General features: G+C 43.6%; 20 protein-coding genes. 11 read left to right on the top strand and 9 right to left on the bottom strand.

Annotated elements, in window-relative coordinates:
• Positions 1-35 precede the first annotated feature (35 nt).
• The gene (locus tag ACED48_RS12840) at positions 36-1,622 is read left to right on the top strand and encodes a cation:proton antiporter family protein (protein ID WP_017056391.1); all 1,587 of its coding nucleotides are present in this window, start codon (positions 36-38) and stop codon (positions 1,620-1,622) included.
• Between the two features lie 231 nt (positions 1,623-1,853).
• Positions 1,854-3,524 (top strand): asparagine synthase B, encoded by a 1,671-nt coding sequence (gene asnB, locus ACED48_RS12835; RefSeq protein WP_017056390.1) that lies wholly within the window; start codon positions 1,854-1,856, stop codon positions 3,522-3,524.
• Positions 3,525-3,607: 83 nt separating this feature from the next.
• On the opposite strand, the gene rfaH is transcribed toward asnB, so the two are convergent.
• On the bottom strand, positions 3,608-4,114 hold the full coding sequence (gene rfaH / locus ACED48_RS12830) for a transcription/translation regulatory transformer protein RfaH (RefSeq protein WP_017056389.1): 507 nt from the start codon (positions 4,112-4,114) through the stop codon (positions 3,608-3,610).
• Between the two features lie 499 nt (positions 4,115-4,613).
• On the opposite strand from rfaH, the gene ACED48_RS12825 reads away from it, so the two are divergent.
• Entirely contained in the window at positions 4,614-6,011 is a 1,398-nt protein-coding gene (locus tag ACED48_RS12825; RefSeq protein WP_029626982.1) for a peptide MFS transporter, read from the top strand.
• 87 nt (positions 6,012-6,098) lie between these two features.
• Here ACED48_RS12825 and hemH read toward each other — a convergent pair whose 3' ends face one another.
• The 3 genes from hemH to htpG all read right to left on the bottom strand — a co-directional run bounded on the left by hemH (position 6,099) and on the right by htpG (position 10,267).
• Positions 6,099-7,061: a ferrochelatase gene (gene hemH / locus ACED48_RS12820; protein ID WP_017056387.1), complete on the bottom strand. Its 963-nt coding sequence runs from the start codon at positions 7,059-7,061 to the stop codon at positions 6,099-6,101.
• 268 nt (positions 7,062-7,329) lie between these two features.
• Positions 7,330-7,974 (bottom strand): adenylate kinase, encoded by a 645-nt coding sequence (gene adk, locus ACED48_RS12815; protein ID WP_017056386.1) that lies wholly within the window; start codon positions 7,972-7,974, stop codon positions 7,330-7,332.
• 388 nt (positions 7,975-8,362) lie between these two features.
• A complete protein-coding gene (gene htpG, locus ACED48_RS12810) occupies positions 8,363-10,267 on the bottom strand; it encodes a molecular chaperone HtpG (protein WP_017056385.1) in 1,905 nt (634 codons plus the stop codon).
• A gap of 270 nt (positions 10,268-10,537) precedes the next feature.
• Here htpG and ACED48_RS12805 point away from each other — a divergent pair, with 270 nt between their 5' ends.
• The 4 genes from ACED48_RS12805 to ACED48_RS12790 all read left to right on the top strand — a co-directional run bounded on the left by ACED48_RS12805 (position 10,538) and on the right by ACED48_RS12790 (position 13,168).
• Positions 10,538-11,449 carry a transcriptional regulator gene (locus ACED48_RS12805; protein ID WP_017056384.1) on the top strand — a complete coding sequence of 304 codons (912 nt, stop codon included), beginning with the start codon at positions 10,538-10,540 and terminating at the stop codon, positions 11,447-11,449.
• Position 11,450: 1 nt separating this feature from the next.
• A complete protein-coding gene (locus ACED48_RS12800) occupies positions 11,451-11,966 on the top strand; it encodes a regulatory protein ToxS (RefSeq protein ID WP_017056383.1) in 516 nt (171 codons plus the stop codon).
• Between the two features lie 115 nt (positions 11,967-12,081).
• Complete coding sequence (locus tag ACED48_RS12795) at positions 12,082-12,837, top strand: sulfite exporter TauE/SafE family protein (protein WP_017056382.1); 756 nt, start codon at positions 12,082-12,084, stop codon at positions 12,835-12,837.
• A gap of 19 nt (positions 12,838-12,856) precedes the next feature.
• Positions 12,857-13,168 (top strand): SelT/SelW/SelH family protein, encoded by a 312-nt coding sequence (locus ACED48_RS12790; protein WP_017056381.1) that lies wholly within the window; start codon positions 12,857-12,859, stop codon positions 13,166-13,168.
• Between the two features lie 25 nt (positions 13,169-13,193).
• Here ACED48_RS12790 and yfcE read toward each other — a convergent pair whose 3' ends face one another.
• Genes yfcE through ACED48_RS12765 form a run of 5 tightly spaced genes read right to left on the bottom strand, consistent with a single transcriptional unit; the run spans position 13,194 to position 16,056 of the window.
• Complete coding sequence (gene yfcE / locus ACED48_RS12785) at positions 13,194-13,739, bottom strand: phosphodiesterase (RefSeq protein WP_017056380.1); 546 nt, start codon at positions 13,737-13,739, stop codon at positions 13,194-13,196.
• 47 nt (positions 13,740-13,786) lie between these two features.
• Positions 13,787-14,194 (bottom strand): CBS domain-containing protein, encoded by a 408-nt coding sequence (locus ACED48_RS12780; RefSeq protein ID WP_017056379.1) that lies wholly within the window; start codon positions 14,192-14,194, stop codon positions 13,787-13,789.
• Positions 14,191-14,541: a P-II family nitrogen regulator gene (locus ACED48_RS12775; RefSeq protein ID WP_017056378.1), complete on the bottom strand. Its 351-nt coding sequence runs from the start codon at positions 14,539-14,541 to the stop codon at positions 14,191-14,193. The genes ACED48_RS12780 and ACED48_RS12775 overlap by 4 nt, the downstream gene beginning before the upstream one ends.
• Positions 14,531-15,325, bottom strand: a complete 795-nt coding sequence (locus tag ACED48_RS12770; RefSeq protein WP_017056377.1) for a DUF1538 domain-containing protein — start codon at positions 15,323-15,325, stop codon at positions 14,531-14,533. The genes ACED48_RS12775 and ACED48_RS12770 overlap by 11 nt, the downstream gene beginning before the upstream one ends.
• Positions 15,322-16,056, bottom strand: coding sequence for a DUF1538 domain-containing protein (locus tag ACED48_RS12765; RefSeq protein ID WP_017056376.1), 735 nt, complete (start codon positions 16,054-16,056; stop codon positions 15,322-15,324). The genes ACED48_RS12770 and ACED48_RS12765 overlap by 4 nt, the downstream gene beginning before the upstream one ends.
• A 301-nt stretch (positions 16,057-16,357) precedes the next feature.
• Here ACED48_RS12765 and ACED48_RS12760 point away from each other — a divergent pair, with 301 nt between their 5' ends.
• From ACED48_RS12760 to ACED48_RS12745, 4 genes are all read left to right on the top strand, one after another.
• Complete coding sequence (locus ACED48_RS12760; protein WP_017056375.1) at positions 16,358-17,272, top strand: TIGR01777 family oxidoreductase; 915 nt, start codon at positions 16,358-16,360, stop codon at positions 17,270-17,272.
• 43 nt (positions 17,273-17,315) lie between these two features.
• Positions 17,316-18,143 carry an SDR family oxidoreductase gene (locus ACED48_RS12755; protein WP_017056374.1) on the top strand — a complete coding sequence of 276 codons (828 nt, stop codon included), beginning with the start codon at positions 17,316-17,318 and terminating at the stop codon, positions 18,141-18,143.
• Between the two features lie 398 nt (positions 18,144-18,541).
• Positions 18,542-19,396: a co-chaperone YbbN gene (locus ACED48_RS12750; protein ID WP_017056373.1), complete on the top strand. Its 855-nt coding sequence runs from the start codon at positions 18,542-18,544 to the stop codon at positions 19,394-19,396.
• A 196-nt stretch (positions 19,397-19,592) separates the two neighbouring features.
• On the top strand, positions 19,593-20,522 hold the full coding sequence (locus ACED48_RS12745; protein WP_017056372.1) for an SPFH domain-containing protein: 930 nt from the start codon (positions 19,593-19,595) through the stop codon (positions 20,520-20,522).
• Positions 20,523-20,524: the final 2 nt, after the last annotated feature.

Below are 20,524 nucleotides of genomic sequence, written 5' to 3'. Positions count from 1 at the left end.
GTTTTTTTTAAGCTAGGGAACTAAAACAACAAGTTATGGAACTTATATTAATATCCACTGCGTTTATCGCAGGATTTATTGCTTTAAAGTGTCACCTTCCCCCGTTAGTTGGCTTTCTGGTCGCAGGTTTTGGGCTCTATGCTCTAGGCTTTCAAACCAATGACACCATCATTACCTTAGCGGACCTCGGTGTCACGCTACTCCTGTTTACTATTGGCTTAAAGCTCGACATCAAAACCTTACTCTCTAAGGAAATCTGGGCAGGGGCAACAATCCACAATCTTTTATCGACTCTGTTTTTTGCGGCCGCCCTATTTGGTTTTAAGCTCTTAGGTATTTCATCGCTAGCTGCCATGTCGATGGAACAAATCGTTTTACTTGGCTTTGCCCTCTCTTTCTCTAGTACCGTATTCGCAGTTAAGTCCCTGCAAGAGAAAGGAGAAATGAATGCGACCTACGGAACATTAGCGATAGGTATTCTGGTAATGCAGGATATTTTTGCCGTGGTCTTTTTGACAGCATCTACAGGAAAAATTCCAGAGTGGTATGCCATCGCATTATTCGCTCTTCCGTTCTTACGCCCCCTTTTCTACAAAGTACTTGATTGGGTTGGGCACGGTGAAATGTTAGTTCTGTTCGGCATTTTCTTTGCGTTAGTGATAGGCGCCGGCCTGTTCGAGCTTGTTGGCATGAAACCAGATCTAGGTGCCCTTATCCTAGGTATGTTACTAGCAGGCCACCCTAAAGCCTCAGAGCTATCAAAATCACTGTTTAACCTTAAAGAGCTTTTCCTTATTTGCTTCTTCTTGAACATTGGCTTATCCGAGCAACCAACCATTCAAGGATTTATGCTCGCTGTCCTATTCTTATTGTTGCTACCAGTCAAAGGTTTACTTTATTTCTTAGTACTCAACCGCTTTAAGTTCCGTGTTCGAACATCACTCCTCGCTTCTCTATCACTGTTTAACTACAGTGAGTTTGGCCTCATAGTCGGTGGCCTCGCTTTTAAAATGGGTTGGATGTCTGGTGACATCTTAGTGGCCGTGGCTATTGCCGTATCACTTTCGTTCTTAATCGCCGCTCCTCTAAATAGAGCTGGTCACAAACTTTATCAACAATCCAGAAAGTGGCTAAAAGAGCACGCCGCAGAGAAACTTCACCAACGAGACCAACTTATCGACCCTGGTCGTGCTCAAGTGCTTATCCTTGGCATGGGACGAATTGGTACCGGTGCCTACGACGAGCTACGTTCACGCTACGGCAAAGTCAGCTTAGGTGTGGAGGTGCGTGAAGATGCTGCGCACAACCACAGAAGCCACGGAAGAAACGTAATTTCTGGCGACGCAACTGACCCAGACTTTTGGGAACGAATTTTAGATACAGCCAATGTAAAACTGGTGATATTAGCGATGCCTCATCACCAAGGTAATCAAACCGCTATAGAACAATTGAAGTCGCGTAATTTTAAAGGTCAAATTGCAGCGATTGCCGAATATCCGGATCAACTCGAAACATTAAAAGAAAATGGCGTCGATGCGGCATTCAACATTTACAGTGAAGCGGGTAGTGGCTTTGCTCGGCATGTATGTGAACAATTAAACCCAAACATCAATAAAATCTAGTCTAAAACCTCTCTCCAAACCTCTCAAAATTGCGAACTTGTGCACTTTTGAGAGGCTTTCGTATAAAAAACCAACTGCAATTAGATAGGAAACACAAAAACAACACTATTATTAGATTATTTCTAATGTACGAGCCTTTATATTATTTTTTTACTCACATCTGGTTGCTTTTTTTAGCCAAAATGGCAAATTGAATACAGTTGATTTAGAAATTATTTAAAAGGAAGTTCTATGTGTTCAGTATTTGGCATTCTCGACATTAAAAGTGATGCCGCAGCACTTCGCCCTATTGCTTTAGAAATGTCTAAAAAGCTTCGTCACCGCGGCCCTGATTGGTCTGGCATCTATGCTGGTGAGAAAGCCATCCTCGCTCACGAGCGTTTAGCTATCGTTGGCCTTAACAGTGGTGCCCAGCCGCTATACAGCCAAGACAAAAAGCACATTCTTGCAGTAAACGGTGAAATCTATAACCACAAAGAACTTCGCGCACGCTATGAAGACAAGTACCAGTTTCAGACGGATTCTGACTGTGAAGTGATTCTTGCCCTATACCAAGAAATGGGCGCAGAGCTATTAGAAGAACTTAACGGTATTTTTGCGTTCGTATTGTATGACGAAGACAAAGACGAGTACCTAGTGGGTCGTGACCACATCGGAATCATCCCGCTTTATCAAGGCTATGATGAGCACGGTAACTACTACGTCGCTTCTGAAATGAAAGCGCTAGTACCTGTATGTAAGACGATCAGTGAGTTCCCCCCTGGTAGCTTCTACTCTTCAAAAGATGCAGAGCCTCAACGCTACTACATTCGCGATTGGAACGAATATGCTGCCGTTCAAGGTAACAGCACAAGCAAAGAAGAACTGACTGAGGCATTAGAAGCTGCTGTTAAGCGTCAACTAATGACTGATGTTCCCTACGGTGTACTTCTATCTGGTGGTCTTGATTCATCAATCACTTCAGCAGTCGCTAAACGTTTTGCTGCCATGCGTATCGAGGATGATGAGCAATCTGAAGCTTGGTGGCCACAGCTGCACTCATTCGCAGTTGGCCTAGAAGGCGCACCAGATCTTATCGCTGCTCGTGAAGTTGCGGACAAAATCGGGACTGTACACCATGAGATGACTTACACCATTCAGGAAGGCTTAGATGCCATCCGTGATGTTATCTATCACATCGAAACTTATGATGTAACGACGATTCGTGCATCAACGCCAATGTACTTGCTTGCTCGCAAGATAAAAGCAATGGGCATCAAAATGGTACTGTCTGGTGAAGGTGCTGATGAGATCTTTGGTGGTTATCTGTACTTCCATAAAGCGCCAAACGCGAAAGAATTCCACGAAGAAACCGTTCGTAAACTGCTTGCTCTAAGCATGTTCGATTGTGCTCGTGCAAACAAATCGCTAGCGGCATGGGGTGTTGAAGGCCGAGTACCATTCTTGGATAAAGAGTTCATCGATGTCGCAATGCGTCTGAACCCTGAAGATAAGATGTGTGGTAACGGTAAGATGGAAAAACACATCCTACGTGAGTGTTTCGAGGACTACCTTCCAGACTCAATCGCTTGGCGTCAAAAAGAACAGTTTTCTGATGGTGTAGGCTACGATTGGATTGATACGTTGAAAGCAACAGCTGAAGCGAAAGTCACGGATCAACAAATGGAAGCTGCTAAGTTTCGCTTCCCTTACAACACGCCAACAACTAAAGAAGGTTACGCTTACCGCGAAATCTTTGAAGAGTTATTCCCTCTAGATTCAGCGGCAGAATGTGTACCCGGCGGCCCTTCAGTCGCTTGTTCATCAGCGAAAGCGATTGAGTGGGATGAGTCATTCAAAAACTGTGTCGACCCATCAGGCCGTGCAGTTCAAACCGTTCACAACGATGCTTACAACGCTTAACGTGTTTTGAACAATCCCTAAAGACTAAAAAAGGCGCATAATGCGCCTTTTTCGTTTTAAGCCTGTTTTTTGTATTGCTGCACTTATGCGTGAGCTTGTAGTGCTTCGTTCTCAATACTGATTGGAACCACTTGGCTGATCATTTTTACCAGCATAATAGAGCGAGCTTCACCGTCTTTCTGATCGAAAATAGCTTCAACCCCAGCAAACTGGCCACTCTGAATCTTAACTACCTGCCCAGATTCAAACTCAACACAACAGTCTTCCACTTCGTTACTGCAGCACTTCTCAAACTCTTTGAGCTCAAACACCAAGTCTCCTTGGACCTCATGTGGCCTTGCACCAAACTTAATAAAGTCCACAACACCACGGGTTGAACGAACGGTTGTGAAGCTAGGACCTTGCTCATAGTCGAAGCGGACAAATATATAAGAAGGGAATAACGGTTCTTTGACCCGTTTTTCTTTTCCTCGAACTGACTTTTCAACTTCGATTTGGGGATAAAAGCACTCTACCCCCTGATTTTCCAAGTGCTGCTGTGCGCGTTTTTGATCACCACGCTTACAGTAGACTAAATACCAACGTTTCATTTTTACTAGCCATTTATTTTATTTTGGGACATCTTACCACAGCATAAAACGGTTTAATTAGGCGTAATAATATGAACCGTTATCAACAGAGTAATCTTCCGAATAGAGCTATTTACCAAGAAAATAGCCTTCAAAAATGCAATTAGATATTGTACAGCGATAAGATTTACATACAAATAAGGAATATAGAAGGTATTGGCATATAAAAAACCTATTAGATCGCATTTTCATTTTCGACCAACCCATACACCGTACTAATACATAAGTAAAACACCATTCGATAGGCACTAAAGAAGGCGCATTAATCATCCAGTTCAAATCTGGAAAATTAGTTTTCATCGCCTCCTTTCAGAACAAAACTCAATAAAAAACCATTAATATCAGCACCTTACATAGATACACTTTTAAAACTACAAAAAACATCTATTGCAGTTTTTTATTCCACTCTGTATACATAAGTTACTATAAAATCTTTTAATACCTGAAGTTAGTAAAACTTATGCCAAGCAATCACAATATCTTTGGCCATCCTAGAGGCCTATTCCTACTTTTTAGCACAGAATTATGGGAACGTTTTTCCTATTACGCAATGCGTGCAATTCTGGTTTTATTTTTAACCGACACCACTATTAACGGTGGGCTCGGTTGGTCGACGAAAGACGCACTTGATCTCTACGGTATTTATACTGGCTTAGTCTACATTACACCCTTAATCGGTGGCTGGATTGCTGATAATTACTTAGGACAACGTAAATCGATCCTGATTGGCGGCTTATTAATGGCGCTAGGCCAATTTACACTTGCTCTACCCAATGGCTTTATTGGCTTAGACCAAGTAAATGCTCTTTACCTCGGTTTAGCTCTGCTTATCAGTGGTAACGGTATGTTTAAACCAAACATCTCGACCATGGTTGGTGACTTGTACCAAGAAGGCGACAACCGACGTGATGGTGCTTTCACTATTTTCTATATGGGCATCAACTTAGGCGCACTGCTTGGTGGATTAATTTCAGGTGTTGCAGTCGACTCTTTCGGCTGGAAAGCCGGCTTCCTAGCCGCTGGCATTGGTATGATTATTAGTTTGATCATGCAAGTGACTATGGCTCAATCGTGGTTAGGTAACATAGGTTCAGTGCCTGCTGCAGCTCGAGCAAAAGCCTTAAACAAATCTAAAGAAAAAGATCCACTAACCAAAGAAGAATTTGACAGACTAAAAGTGATTTTAATTATGGGTCTGTTCGTGATCGTTTTCTGGGCTGGCTTTGAACAAGCAGGTGGTCTGATGAACATCTACACGCAACAATATACTGACCGTATGATTGGTGGTTTTGAAGTGCCTGCCGCGTGGTTCCAGTCCCTAAACCCATTCTTCATCATTACTCTTGCGCCATTCATTGCCGCATTTTGGGTCAAGCTTGGTAAGCGTGAACCAAATTCCCCGGTGAAGTTTGCTATGGCTTTGTTCTTCTTAGCTTTGGGTTTCGTGTGCATGATGGGCGCGGTAATGGAACAAGGTGGTGACCTAACAGTGAAAACATCAATGTTATGGCTGGTGGGTGCTTTCTTCTTCCATACCCTTGGTGAGCTTTGTCTATCGCCCATTGGCCTGTCGTTGGTCACTAAGCTAGCTCCGCTTCGTTTAGCCTCTCTGATGATGGGCGCTTGGTTTGGCTTCAACGCGGTGGCAAACTACGTAGCAGGTCTGGTTGGTTCTCATGTTGGCGAGTTTGGTGCTATGGCAATCTTCAGTGGTATAGCGATTACCGCAACGGCTAGTGGCATATTATTGCTGCTTTGTGCTGGTAAACTTGTGTCATGGATGCATGGCGTAGAAACCAACATGACGCTTGACACAGAACCAAAAGCAGATCAATCAGCAGAAACATCTGTCGCTTAATATCTAAAATGACTTCAGAACATTAATTAAAAAGGGCTGCTCAATCAATGAGCAGCCCTTTTGTTATGTATAGAACCTACATATCAATTAACGGTGAAGTGCCACTAGCTCTGCCATCATATCGATGTGCGAATCTCTGTCGTTAAGGCACATAATATAACTAAAGTCCGCGCCACCAGCTTCAATGAAGGTATCTTTACACTGATCAGAAATTTCTTCCAATGTTTCCAAGCAGTCTACTGAGAACGCCGGTGCCATAATATCGATACTCTTAATGCCCTTACTTGGTAGTAACTCAAGCGTTTCATCTGTGTAAGGCTTCAACCACTCTTCTCGACCAAATCGCGACTGATATGTCATGGTGATATCTTCCTCAGATAAGCCTAACTCTTCAGCAAGCAGTTTTGTTGTCGCCTCACAATGTTGAGGATAGATGTCACCTTCATCAGCTAAGCGCTTAGGAATACCATGGAACGAACAAACCAAGTGATCGGCTCTGCCATTTTGCTCCCAATGACTGCGAACGCTTTCAGCCAGTGCTTTGGCATAACTAGGGTGCGCGTAGTAATCACGAATAAAGCGATAGCTTGGAATTACTGGCATCTGCTTAAACGCTTTGGTTAAACCATCAGAAACAGCCGCTGTGGTTGTTCCAGAGTACTGAGGATATAAAGGCAGTACGATGATATCTTCAACGCCCTGCTCCATCAGCTGCTCAACACCCGACTTTAGGCTTGGGTTGCCATAGGTCATACCCAGTGCAACCGGCATCTCTAGTTTTTTCTGGAGTTTTTTAGCTTGTCTTTGGGAGTACACAAGCAGTGGTGAGCCTTCATCCATCCAGACCGACTGATATAGCTTAGCCACTTTCGGCGCTCTAATCGGTAAAATCACCCCGTGCAAAATAGGACACCAGAGCCAACGCGTTAGGTTAACCACTCGCTTGTCATGTAAGAACTCACTCAAAAATCGACGAACGCCAGCTGGGGTCGCCGAATCTGGAGTCCCTAAGTTCACCAGTAAAACGCCCTGCTTTTTATTATTTTCCATAGATACCTGAGACTCATATGTAATTTTCTGGAAAGTAATATACTAATCTAAATAAGTTCAAGATCATTGAGCATACCAAATGTTTGAATAATCATTCTGAACGTGAGGTACCTCAAACTCTAAACTACTATCCATTATCAGGGCTAAAAACCTTAAATCAGCGCAATCAAACTTATCGAGATTGGTATCGTACTAAAATTTGGAACAAAAAAAGCGACCCATAAGGTCGCTTCTAATATATCAAATTCTAAAACTGGCTGTTAGCCAATTATGCTAGTGCTTTCTCAAGTTCTGCACTAACTTCAGCAACTTGCTTAGTACCGTCGAATTTAAGGTACTTAGTGTTGCCGACTTCCGCTTCTTTACCGTAGTAAGAAATAAGCGGCGCTGTTTGATCGTGGTATACACCTAGACGTGCACGAACTGTTTCTTCTTTGTCGTCATCACGTACCACTAGCTCTTCGCCAGTTACGTCATCTTTGCCCTCTTCTTTAGGCGGGTTGTACACAGTGTGATATGTACGACCTGAAGAAAGGTGAGCACGACGACCAGCCATACGCTCAACAATCACATCGTCAGCTACGTCAAATTCAACAACGTAATCAACAGCAATACCCATTTCTTTTAGGCCATCAGCTTGTGGGATTGTGCGTGGAAAGCCGTCTAGTAGAAAACCTTTTTCGCAGTCATCTTGAGCGATACGCTCTTTGATAAGACCAAGGATAATTTCATCAGAAACTAGCTGACCAGCGTCGATTACTGATTTTGCTTGCTTACCAAGCTCAGTACCCGCTTTGATAGCAGCACGTAGCATGTCACCAGTTGAAATTTGAGGGATACCAAATTTGCTCATGATGAAGTTAGCTTGAGTACCTTTACCCGCGCCAGGAGCACCTAGAAGAATGATGCGCATGTTTAATCCTCTTATAAAATTATGATTTATACCGAAGCTCACTATCCTACCTTTCTAGTTCATTTGTAAGATAAACAGAAAGCGTTAGATAACAGTAGAGGTTAAGCAAAACTGTAAACAGAAGCAAAACGGTAAGTTTCGGTATAACGTTTAAAAATCATACAGCTGGAGACGATGCTTTCTCTCTCTCAGCTGATTAGGTCGAGCATTCTATCACATTAATATTCAATTTGGCTGAATTTACGACTAAAGAATGCATTGGTAGTATTTATTGCCACGATAACGGTGACGTTGACCACGTTTAATGAGTTTTCAAAGACGTTCATAAAAAAAGCCCGCATTTGCGAGCTTTTTAATACAATTATTGGCTTAGCCCAAAGTCGAAAGACTAACGTTTTGTTAGTAGCTCGTTGATTGCACCCAAGAATTGTGACGGATCTTCCATTGAGCCTTTTTCAGCCAGCATAGCCTGGCCAAGTAACAGCTCAACCCAACGGCCGAACGCATGCTCGTCCGCTTCGTCTGCCATCTGTTTAACTAGAGCGTGCTCAGGGTTAATCTCAAAGATGTACTTAACTTCAGGTGCAGCTTGACCCGCAGCTTCGAGAAGCTTAGCCATTTGCGTACCCATTTCGAAATCATCAGTCACAACCACTGCTGGCGTTGTTGCTAGCTTGAAAGTAGTACGAACCTCTTTAACACGATTACCTAGGTAAGCTTGAGTGCGTTCGACAACAGATTTGAACTCTTCTTCTGTCTCTTTTTGCTTCTCTTTCTCTTCTTCGCCTTCAAACTTGCTTAGATCTAAGCCCGCTTTAGTGATCGATTGGAACTGCTTACCGTCAAAATCAGTTAGGTAGTTCATTACATACTCATCAATGCGATCGTACATTAGAACGACTTCAATACCTTTTGCTTTGAACTGCTCCAAGTGTGGGCTGTTCTTAGCGGCAGCGTAACTATCTGCTGTTAGGTAATAGATCTTGTCTTGGCCTTCTTTCATACGCTCAACGTAAGACGCTAGGCTGATAGTTTGTTCAGCAGAATCCACTTCCGTTGACGAGAAACGAAGCAGACCAGCGATCTTCTCTTTGTTCGCCATGTCTTCAGCTGGGCCTTCTTTCATTACTAGGCCAAACTCTTTCCAAAACTCTAGGTACTTGTCGTTGTCATTCTTCGCCATGCGCTCAAGCATCGTTAGAACACGTTTAGTACATGCACCACGTAGAGATTGAGTTACCTTGTTATCTTGCAGGATTTCACGAGACACGTTGAGAGGTAGATCGTTTGAGTCAATCAAGCCGCGAACGAAACGCATGTAAGATGGCATGAACTGCTCAGCATCATCCATAATGAATACACGCTGCACGTAAAGCTTTAAGCCGCTCTTATGGTCACGGTTCATCATGTCCCAAGGTGCTTTAGCTGGGATGTAAAGCAGACTTGTGTAGTCGTTCTTACCTTCAACTTTGTTATGGCTCCACGTTAGTGGGTCAGCAAAGTCATGAGATACGTGCTTGTAGAACTCTTGGTACTCTTCTTTGTCGATATCAGATTTGTTACGAGTCCAAAGCGCTTGCGCCTTGTTGATCTGTTCCCAGTGTTTCTCTTCGGTGTCTTTACCTTCGTCATCTTTAACCGCAGTTAAGATAGAAACTGGGATACCGATGTGATCAGAGTATTTACCAATCACTTCACGCAGACGCCATTCATTTAGGAACTCTTTCCCGTCTTCACGCATATGAAGAATAATATCAGTACCACGAGACTCTTTGGTGATGTCTTCAATGGTGTAATCGCCTTCTCCCGCAGAGTGCCATTGAACGGCTTCATTGCTCGCTAAACCTGCCGCACGAGTGCGAACGGTTACTGCGTCTGCCACTATGAATGCAGAATAAAAGCCAACACCAAATTGACCAATCAGTTGAGAGTCTTTACTTTGGTCTTCAGACAATTTTGAGAAAAAGTCCGCAGTGCCTGATTTAGCGATCGTACCTAAATGTTCAATAACGTTGTCGCGGCTCATGCCGATACCATTGTCTGAAATCGTTAGGGTGTTTGCTTCAGCATTGAATGAAAGTTTTACACCTAAATCTGCATCACCTTGGTAAAGGTCACCATTTGATAAGGCTTGAAAACGAAGCTTATCAGCCGCGTCAGATGCGTTAGAGATAAGCTCACGTAAGAAGATTTCTTTATTTGAATACAGTGAGTGAATCATTAGATGAAGTAGTTGTTTTACTTCAGATTGAAAGCCACGAGTCTCTTTATTTTGCGTTGCTGTTTCGCTCATTTTTACTCCAAAACATCTATACTTTATGTTGAATAATTTTAAGGGCGTAACACTTTATGTCACTCTTGTGTTCATTAACATGAGGATGACAAATGTAAATTCAAGGTCAAAAACCATAAAAACACTGTTTTTTTGATCTGTTTTTATTATCCTTGAGTGTTATAAATATAAAAGAACATAAAAGAAGCCATGATTTGGTGAAGAATTGACTGAACTTCACCTAATGTTTGTCTATTTCTCACCCAAAACCACCCAAAATAGAAGAATTCAATGAGCAATATCGGCACAAAGCTTATTCTCGCACAGCGGTTTGTATTTGATCCAAACAGCAATTCACTTGTTGATCAACTAAGCGATGGCGAAGTCGTACGTCTTGGTAGTAATGAAAGCCGCATTCTCCTAATGCTGTCAGAAAGGCCCAATGAAGTTATCACTCGCAATGAATTGCATGAATATGTTTGGCGAGATCAAGGCTTTGAGGTCGATGACTCAAGCTTAACTCAAGCAGTATCGACGCTAAGAAAGATGCTGAAAGATTCGACCAAATCTCCAGAATTTGTAAAGACGGTCCCAAAGCGCGGATATCAATTTATTGCGACCGTTGAACGTTCAGCACCAATGTCATCAAATGATCAGCCAGTATCCGCTGAAATTACCGAAGATGACGTAGAACCTATCTTAACGTTCGCTAACACGACAATGACGGAAGAAGTCATTGCTGAAACGGCTGAACCAGAACCAGTAACAAAGGTTCAAGAAACCGATGTAGAAGCTGAGCCAACACGAGCTCCTAATGTAACTCCGACTAAAAGCACAAATAAGTGGTTAACGTTTTGGTTGCTACTTGTTGCTTTCATTATGCCGGTTCTGGTTTTAACATTGACTAACCCGGCAGAATCCGAGTTCAAAACATTAGCTGAAGTGGATGGCGTGAAAGTGCAGTCACCAATCAACCACCCAGATCTAACCAGTTGGCTACCCGCAATTAAAAAGTGTGTCTTGTACTACAACAAAAATCACGCAGGTATATTGAAGCCAACGGAAGTGATTGCAACAGGTGGGCAAACCAATAATCTTGCTCTTAACTATATCCACCCACAAGAATATTCGAGCGAGAATATAACCCTTAAAATTTACGCCAACCAGTCGGATTTAAACGACATTTGTAAAGGTGATCAGTAACATGAAATTAAAAGTATCCATTATTCTACTGGTTATTTCCGCGTTTTTAAGTGGTTGGTTGTATTGGGGTAATGATGCAAAAATAGAACACCTATTAACTCAACACGAGTGGCAAGCAAAAATGGTGACTCTGATTAGCGACAACAAGCAAGCCGACTCTATCGGCCCACTTCGTAAAGTAGAACTGTCATCGAATGCGAAATATTTACCAAACGGTACCTACTTAAGAATGTCAATAGTCAGGCTTTACAGCACCCAAACTGCGCCAGCGAATGTGATCAACATATCCGAAACTGGCCAGTGGGACATCAACGATAATTACTTACTCATCTCTCCGACTGAGTTTAAAGATGTCACGTCGGCTCAACGTCAGGATTTCTCTAAAGATCAATTAGACCTCATAACTCAGGTGATCAAGATGGATGCTGAACAAAGCCGTCGAATTGATATCATTAATCCGAAAGCGCTGTTACTGACTAGCTTAAATCACGGTTCTACCGTATTGTTTTCAAACTAATAATGGGGCGCTATTTACTGTATATGAATAGCTGAATACCATTAAGCGGTAGACCAATAGAAAAAGGGGCATGATGCCCCTTTTTTGTTCGCTGTTTTGACAAATACGAGACTCTATGGACTGGATTAACTCACTTGCCCTCTTCTTTGGTTCATTAATCGCCAATACCCTCGCCTCCTTATCAGGTGGCGGTGCCGGGCTGCTTCAATTCCCATTGCTTATCTTTCTTGGCCTACCCTTTTCGGTCGCCTTAGCGACTCACAAAGTCGCGAGTGTCGCGTTAGGTTTGGGGGCTGCCTATAGCCATATTAAAGGCGGAACGCTAAGCTGGAAAATTTGTTGTTACCTGATAGCTGTGGGTAGTATCGGTGTGGTAATTGGGGCTAATATCGTGCTCCTGATTCCCGACGACATTGCACAGAAAGTGCTTGGGGCGATGATCTTAGCACTTGGCGTTTACTCCCGACTAAAGAAGCAGTTGGGACAAGATGAACAACTCAAAAACCGAGACACCAAAGGTTACATCATAGGTGGTATTGGGCTTGCGCTAATTGGTATCATCAACGGCTCACTTACTGCCGGTTCAGGGCTGTTGGTGACCTTATTTCTGGTTCGCTGGTTTGGTTTTACTTATAAGCAGGCCGTGGCACTAACTATGATATGCGTTGGTTTGTTCTGGAATGGCATTGGTGGTATCGCAATCGTACAGGCTGGTGCGCCGATATACTGGTTGTGGCTACCGATACTTCTACTTAGCTCATTTATAGGCGGGAGCCTAGGTGCATTTCTAGCCAACCGTTCAAGTAATCAGACGGTCAAAACGGCCTTTGAAATATTGACGTTTGCCGTTGGCGTCAAACTATTGATATAGAAAATTAAAAGGATTAACTATGAATACGGAATCAAATCCAACAACCCCAACAGTATCGCAAGCAACGATAGCAATACACTACTGCCGCCAATGTAATTGGATGCTGCGCTCAAGCTGGCTATGCCAAGAGTTGCTTCATACCTTTAGTGAAGAGATTAATCAAGTCAGTCTTCACCCAGATACGGGTGGGAGATTCGAGATCTTTTGTAATGGGATACAGATTTGGGAAAGAAAAGCGGACGGAGGTTTTCCTGAGGCTAAAGTTCTGAAGCAAAGAGTACGAAACATCATTGCTCCAGATAGAGATCTGGGCCACTCAGACTCAAAGTAAACCTTTCATAGCTGCAACCATATATTTAGAGTAGTCCACTCACCAGTAGCTCTCCCTCAAGGCTGATCACTTTAAACGTATTGTTTTCATACAAGCCATAGCTTGCTGCGTGCCCTTCTCGTGGGAATGTTACCGAGCTAGGGTTAAAAATGAAGATATCATCTTGGTACTCAGCAACTGGAATATGGGTATGGCCGTGAGCAATAATATCGCCCGCTTTCAGTGCTGGTCGCTTCGTTGTGTTGTACAGGTGACCATGAGTTAAGAAAATACGCTGACCCGATTCCAATAACACCCATGAGTAATCCATCATCATTGGAAAAGACAACAACATCTGATCCACTTCACTGTCGCAGTTACCACGAACGGCAATGATCTCTTGAGAAAACGCATTCAACTTCTCTGCAACCGCTGGTGGATTGTATCCTTCTGGAATCGGATTTCTTGGCCCATGATTCAGAATGTCACCCAATAGCACTAAATATTGCGCACCAGACGCTTGGTAGAGTTCTAATGCCTTTTCTGTTGCTGGCAGCGAACCGTGTAGGTCTGAAGCAAAAAATAATTTCACACGTACTTCTCCATAAAATTTATGAGTCTATTGTACGTATCTAAATGCTACACGTCATCTCTCGCCATACCGTTGATCACGATATTATTGTAACTAACCATACCGACTATTTTGTGCTCACGGACCACTGGAGCACGGCTGATACCAAAGCGCTCAAACAAACGAGCACAATACTTTACATTCATATCTGCAGACACACTCAAAGCTGGTTTAGTCATAATTTCATAAACATTGGTTCGCTTAGGAGATCGATTCTTCGCTAACACTTTCTTGGCAATATCATTCATCAAGACGATACCGTACTCGTCATCATCGTGGCGCTTATCGACAATGATCGCTTTCACTTTGTGCTTTTTCGCCATATCAATAGCTTCTAACACCGTGGTTAGCCCATCGATAATCACATACGTATTGGCCATGACATCGCCTACTCGGATCTTTTCACTGGTACTCATAGCTCATCCTCCACAACCTTTGTTAAAGTCTCAACTTGGTGCGCGACCCCGACCGCATCTTCTACATCGATCTGTACTGCGATCCCTTGTCCTGATTCTTGGTCGAACTCCCCAACTTCACCGATGGTTTCTAAAATATGTCTCGCCAAATGCTCTTCGACGACAAACAACAACACATCTTTTTGCACCTCTAACGTTAATCCGAAGAAGGTGCGTTTTTGGTTCAGGCCTTGCCCTCTAGCATTGTTAATCACCGTTGCTCCAGTGGCGCCAGCATCACGGGCGGCATCGAGCACACTGTCTGTCTTGCTCTCTTCTACAAACGCTAAGATAAGTTTAAAGCGCATCTTTACTCTCCTTAGGGGGGGATGAACGATTTAACCATTGTGTTATTTGGGCATAGCTCATTACCGAAATAATCGGGAATAAGCTGGCAAAGGCAATTAAGCCGAATCCATCAATCACTGGGTTTCGTCCAGGGACGGTTGAAGCGAGCCCTAATCCAAGAGCCGTCACTAAAGGCACAGTCACGGTAGATGTCGTCACCCCGCCAGAATCATAGGCCAATGGAATAATAAGCTTAGGGGCGTAAAAGGTTTGGATGACCACAACGACATAGCCAAAAATGATGTAGTAATGGATAGGATCGCCCGCAACGATCCGATAGCTTCCGAGTGAGATACCAATAGCGACACCCAATGCCACCGCAATTCTCAGCCCATTAACGCTGATACTGCCACCTGAGACTTGGTTCGCCTTAATCGCCACCGCAATTAACGAAGGCTCGGCGATAGTGGTACTAAAACCGATGCAGAATGCAAAAAAGTAAACCCAGTAGTAATCAAACCAAACCAATGCTAGGCCAGAGCTGAACTTAAAATCAGTCAGAAAGCTTATCTCGGTCAATTGCATTGCCATCGTCTCCCCCAAAGGAAACAACGCGAGCTCCAACCCCATCAAGAATAGAGACAAACCGAGGATGACATAAAAGAAACCGATCAGCACTTTGGCTAGGTTATTGACTGGCTTACGCAGCACCGCAAGTTGAAAACCAAATATGATCACCGTAATTGGAATCACATCCATCACGGTGCCTAAAAAAGTATCAATAAATTTCTGAGCAGTGATCATGTCACCACCATCCCATAAACCATGACAAACATCATCGGCAGCAGTGACGCAAAGGCGATCAACCCAAAGCCATCAACCATAGGATTGCGGCCTTTGATTGCTGAGGCTAAGCCGACCCCTAAAGCTGTCACCAACGGAACGGTGATCGTGGATGTAGTCACTCCACCAGAGTCATACGCTATCCCAATGATATTTTCAGGGGCGAAAGCGGTGAGCACCACCACACCAATATAACCACCGATGATCATGTACTGAATTGGCCACCCTTTTAAGATTCGCAGCACCCCAAGTAAGATGGCGATACCCACCGACAATGCTACAGTGAAACGCAGACCGTCTGCATATTCTTCCATTTCATCTAACGTATTGGGGATAACACCTCCCTCGGCTGCCACTTCCGCAGCCTCAGCCGCCACCGCAGTTAACGCAGGCTCGGCTATGGTGGTACCGAACCCCAAACAAAAAGCGAAGATCAACAACCAGAACACACTCCCCTTTCTGGCAAATGCTTGAGCCATCGATTCGCCAATTGGAAACAGCCCCATTTCAAGGCCAAAGATAAAGAAAGTGAGCCCAAAAACGACTAGCACTAATCCGGTTAAAATCGAAAAAATATGAGGAAGCGGCTCTTGTAAGACGGCAAGCTGGAAGAAGGCGATCACCGCGACGATAGGCAATAGATCTCGCAAGCTACCTAACATGGCTCGAAACAAAGCAAGCACTGCCGTCATCGTAACTCCTTATTGCTTAAATTGGTTCTGGTTATAGGTTACTAATAATCATGGCAAATCCTTATCATTCCTTATGTGATAAATATTACGCAGTTGGTAACATATCCAAGTAAAATCCATAAGTGTGATAGCGATACACATCTTGACCTGATGAATTTAACTTCACTCTTTAGTAAATTGAAAAAGGCGTAATTTAGGTATCACACGATTGAAACCAATTGATCGCTATAGTGATTTTTTCGTATTGATTGGCGATAAAAAACAAGTCATGTCTATAATTATGTTTAATAGGGAGATTGGTATGAAGATATTGTTAACGGGTGGTACGGGGTTTATTGGGTCTGAATTAGTCAAGAGTTGGAACACTGATGATGTGACATTGCTGACGCGGAGCCCTGAAAATGCAAAGAAAAACCTAAATCACCTGAACCAGAACAACCTTCATTACATTCAGTCCCTTGATGAACTGAGCGATCTCAATGACTTCGATGTGGTGGTTAACCTTGCAGGCGAACCGATTATAGACAAACGTTGGACCGAAGCTCAAAAAGCGAGAATCTGTAACAGTCGCTGGCAGATCACCGAGCAGCTAGTCGAGTTGATTAATGCTAGCAACAACCCACCCAAGGCTTTTATTAGTGGCTCAGCCGTCGGTTACTATGGCGATCAACAGCAGCATCCGTTTGATGAATCGTTGCAAGTAAAGGATGAAAGCTTTCCTCATAAAGTTTGTGCTCACTGGGAAGAGATTGCTAGGCAAGCCCAATCAGATAGCACGCGTGTAATACTACTCAGAACGGGTATTGTGTTAGGCGAAAATGGCGGCGCGCTAAAGAAGATGCTGATGCCCTACAAACTCGGTGTCGGTGGACCATTGGGTTCAGGCAAACAGTACATGCCATGGATTCACATGCTGGATATGGTGAGAGCCATCAACCACTTATTGTCTATTCCTCACGCTCAGGGCGAGTTTAATATGTGCGCTCCGCACCCTGTGACTAACAAGCTGTTCAGTAGCACATTAGCCAAACAATTAGGTCGACCACACTTCTTGTTCACGCCAAAATGGGTAATGTCATTTCTGATGGGTGAATCCGCTTGTTTATTATTCGACAGCATTCGCTCCAAACCAAAGAAACTCACCGAAATGGGATTTATCTTTAGTTACTCAAGAATCGAGCCTGCACTAAAAAACTTGTTACAACATCAAGACTAATTCTTTACCCTAGAGTTATAGAGACTCTAATAAAGGATTAAGCGTGAAAAAGTCGATTCTTATCACCGGTTGCTCAACGGGTATTGGCTATACATGTGCTCATGCACTGCAAAAGCGCGGTTTTCATGTCATTGCATCTTGCCGTGACCCACAAGATGTTCAACGCCTTCAAGATGAAGGTCTCACCTGCATTCAAATAGATCTTTCCAACCAAGAAAGCATTGAACATGGGGCCAAGCTTGCGATTGAGTTCGCACCTAACGGGTTGTATGGATTGTTCAACAACGGCGCTTACGGTCAGGCAGGCGCGTTGGAAGACCTACCAACTCAAGGGCTCAGAGAACAATTCGAAACGAACGTCTTCGGCTGGCACCATCTTGTTTGTCAGCTACTCCCTCACATGCGTGAACGTGGCGAAGGGCGCATCATACAAAACAGTTCAGTGTTAGGCTTCGCCGCTATGAAATATCGCGGTGCCTACAATGCTTCCAAATTCGCGATTGAAGGCTGGACGGATACACTGCGTTTAGAGCTTTATGGGAGTGGAATACATATCTCGCTATTGCAGCCAGGCCCGATTGAGACTCAATTTAGAACCAACGCCCTGAAAGCGTTTAATAAATGGATCAACATTTCTGGCAGTGTGCACCAGGAAGCTTACCAGCAACAAAAAGACCGACTTGAAAAAGAGTCGTCGAACAACGCCTTTGTCCTTCCTGCTGAAAGTTGCATTGAGCCCGTTTTTCACGCTCTAACAGCCGATAAGCCTAAGTTAAGGTACCGAGTGACTACACCAACCAAGGTGTTCGCAGTGTTAAAAAGGATCCTACCAAGCCGGTTGCTAGACCCTATTTTGAGAAAAGCCGCATAAATTACTAACTTTGAATGCACGATCGCAAACTTTAATGTAACGATGTAATTTATTCGTAACAATAAGATGTCATTATTTAGCCAATATCATCAATTATTCCCAACTGATGAATCGACTTCTGGATATTTCATGACTTTAAAACGCCTTAATTGGGTAGGTGTGAGTCTGGCTATTACGTTGTTTATTCTGTTTTGAGTATCCCACGCTACGCCTCACTGAACACCTCAATGATAACGCTATGCCTTCCATGTTGAGATAACAACTCTATCAACATCGAAGCATAGCGTTTTTCTATTTTTGGGGCTTTTTATCTGAGATAACCGAGTTAGATCTTGAAGTTACCGACTAATCCCCCCATATTTGCAACGTATCCACAAAAAAAACCTCAAGGAACGTAAATGCAATCTCCGCATGTTGTTGAACTTAATGAGCAGAACTTTCGTCAAGTATTAGAAGGTTCGATGCAGACCCCTGTACTCATCCATTTTTGGGCACCAATGAGCCAAGAGAGCGCCCAAATCATTCCTGAACTACAAACATTAACTCAGCAATACAATGGCGCTTTCACCTTAGCCTTGTTGAATTGTGAGCAAGAACAAGCCATTGCTAGCCAGTTCGGTGTTCAAGCACTGCCGACCGTTGCACTTTTTGTTAATGGCCAACCTGTTGATGGACTCGGTGGTCCCCAAAGCATAGAAGCAATTGTAGAAATGCTTAGTAAACACCTACCTAGTCAAGATGAACTCGCTTTACGCCAAGCTTTAGAACAAATGCAAACCGGTGCACACGCACAGGCACTAGCCGCGATACAGCAATTACCGGCAGAGTTAACAAGTAAGGGTGAAGTAAAACTGGCGATCGCTGAATGTTTATTAGAAACGCAACAGTTTGACCTTGCTGAAACTCAACTAGCGACAATCCCCCTAGAGTACCAAGACAACTACTACAAAGGCTTAGTTGCGAAACTGGAACTTCACAAACAGGCATCAGACAGCCCAGAGATACAAGCATTAGAAACCGCTCTTCAGCAAAATCCAAGCGACGCTAAAACGGCATCTGAACTGGCACTGCAATACCATCAAGTAAACCGTAGCGAAGAATCAATGAACCTACTGTGGTCCTTTTTAGCCAAAGATCTCAACACTCTCGATGGCGACATGAAAAAAGAGTTCATGGATATTTTAAGTGCACTTGGACAAGGTAATCCCGTTGCGAGTAAGTACCGTCGCCAACTGTACTCATTGCTCTACTAACAATCAGTAAAGCATGCTATTGAAATGAACTATAAGTGATAAAGTCACCCTTTAGCTTGTCGTAAAAAAAAAGCAAAACGGGCTATAAAATCAATGTTTTATAGCCCGTTTCTCATTTATAAATTTGCTCAGATTTTAAATATGAGCCAGTATCAATAGTGGACTATCAAAAACTTACACTTACAAAGGATTTTGTATGGATATTGATACATTAATTACTATTGGCATCTTTACTGCCGTCGCATTACTATTTATTTTCGCTGGTGTGAAAACCGTCCCACAAGGCAATAACTGGACAGTTGAACGCTTCGGGCGATATACCTTAACGCTCAAGCCGGGTCTTAACCTAATCATTCCATTTATAGATAAAGTAGGACAGCGCATCAGCATGATGGAGCGCGTTCTCGACATCCCTGCGCAAGAAGTCATCTCTAAAGACAACGCGAACGTAGTTATTGATGCGGTTTGTTTTGTTCAGGTTATCGATGCCCCTAAAGCGGCCTACGAAGTGAACGATCTTGAGCATGCGATTCGCAATCTAACCCTCACCAATATCCGTACAGTACTTGGGTCTATGGAGCTGGATGAAATGCTCAGCCAGCGTGACATGATTAATACCAAGTTACTGAATATCGTCGATCAAGCAACCAACCCTTGGGGCGTAAAGGTGACGCGTATCGAAATTAAAGACGTACAACCACCCGCCGACCTTACCGCTGCGATGAATGCCCAGATGAAGGCAGAGCGAAATAAGCGTGCTGATATACTAGAGGCAGAAGGTGTTAGACAAGCCGAAATATTGAAAGCGGAAGGTCACAAGCAATCAGAGATCCTGAAAGCAGAAGGTGAAAAACAAGCAGCGATATTGCAAGCCGAAGCTCGTGAGCGTGCCGCAGAGGCAGAAGCGAAAGCAACAGAGATGGTTTCGACAGCGATTGCTCAAGGTGATATGCAAGCCGTAAACTACTTTATTGCGCAGGGCTACACTGAGGCACTAAAGTCGATTGGCCAAGCTGAAAACGGCAAGATCATAATGCTACCACTCGAAGCCACAGGCCTAATGGGTTCTGTAGCTGGTATCGCTGAAATGTTTGCACATAAGAGTGACAAAGGCAGTAAGGACTAACT

It is taken from the genome of Vibrio sp. 5S239 (assembly GCF_041439575.1).
Lineage (GTDB): Bacteria > Pseudomonadota > Gammaproteobacteria > Enterobacterales > Vibrionaceae > Vibrio > Vibrio kanaloae.
This window is presented reverse-complemented; position numbering and strand designations above follow the sequence as displayed.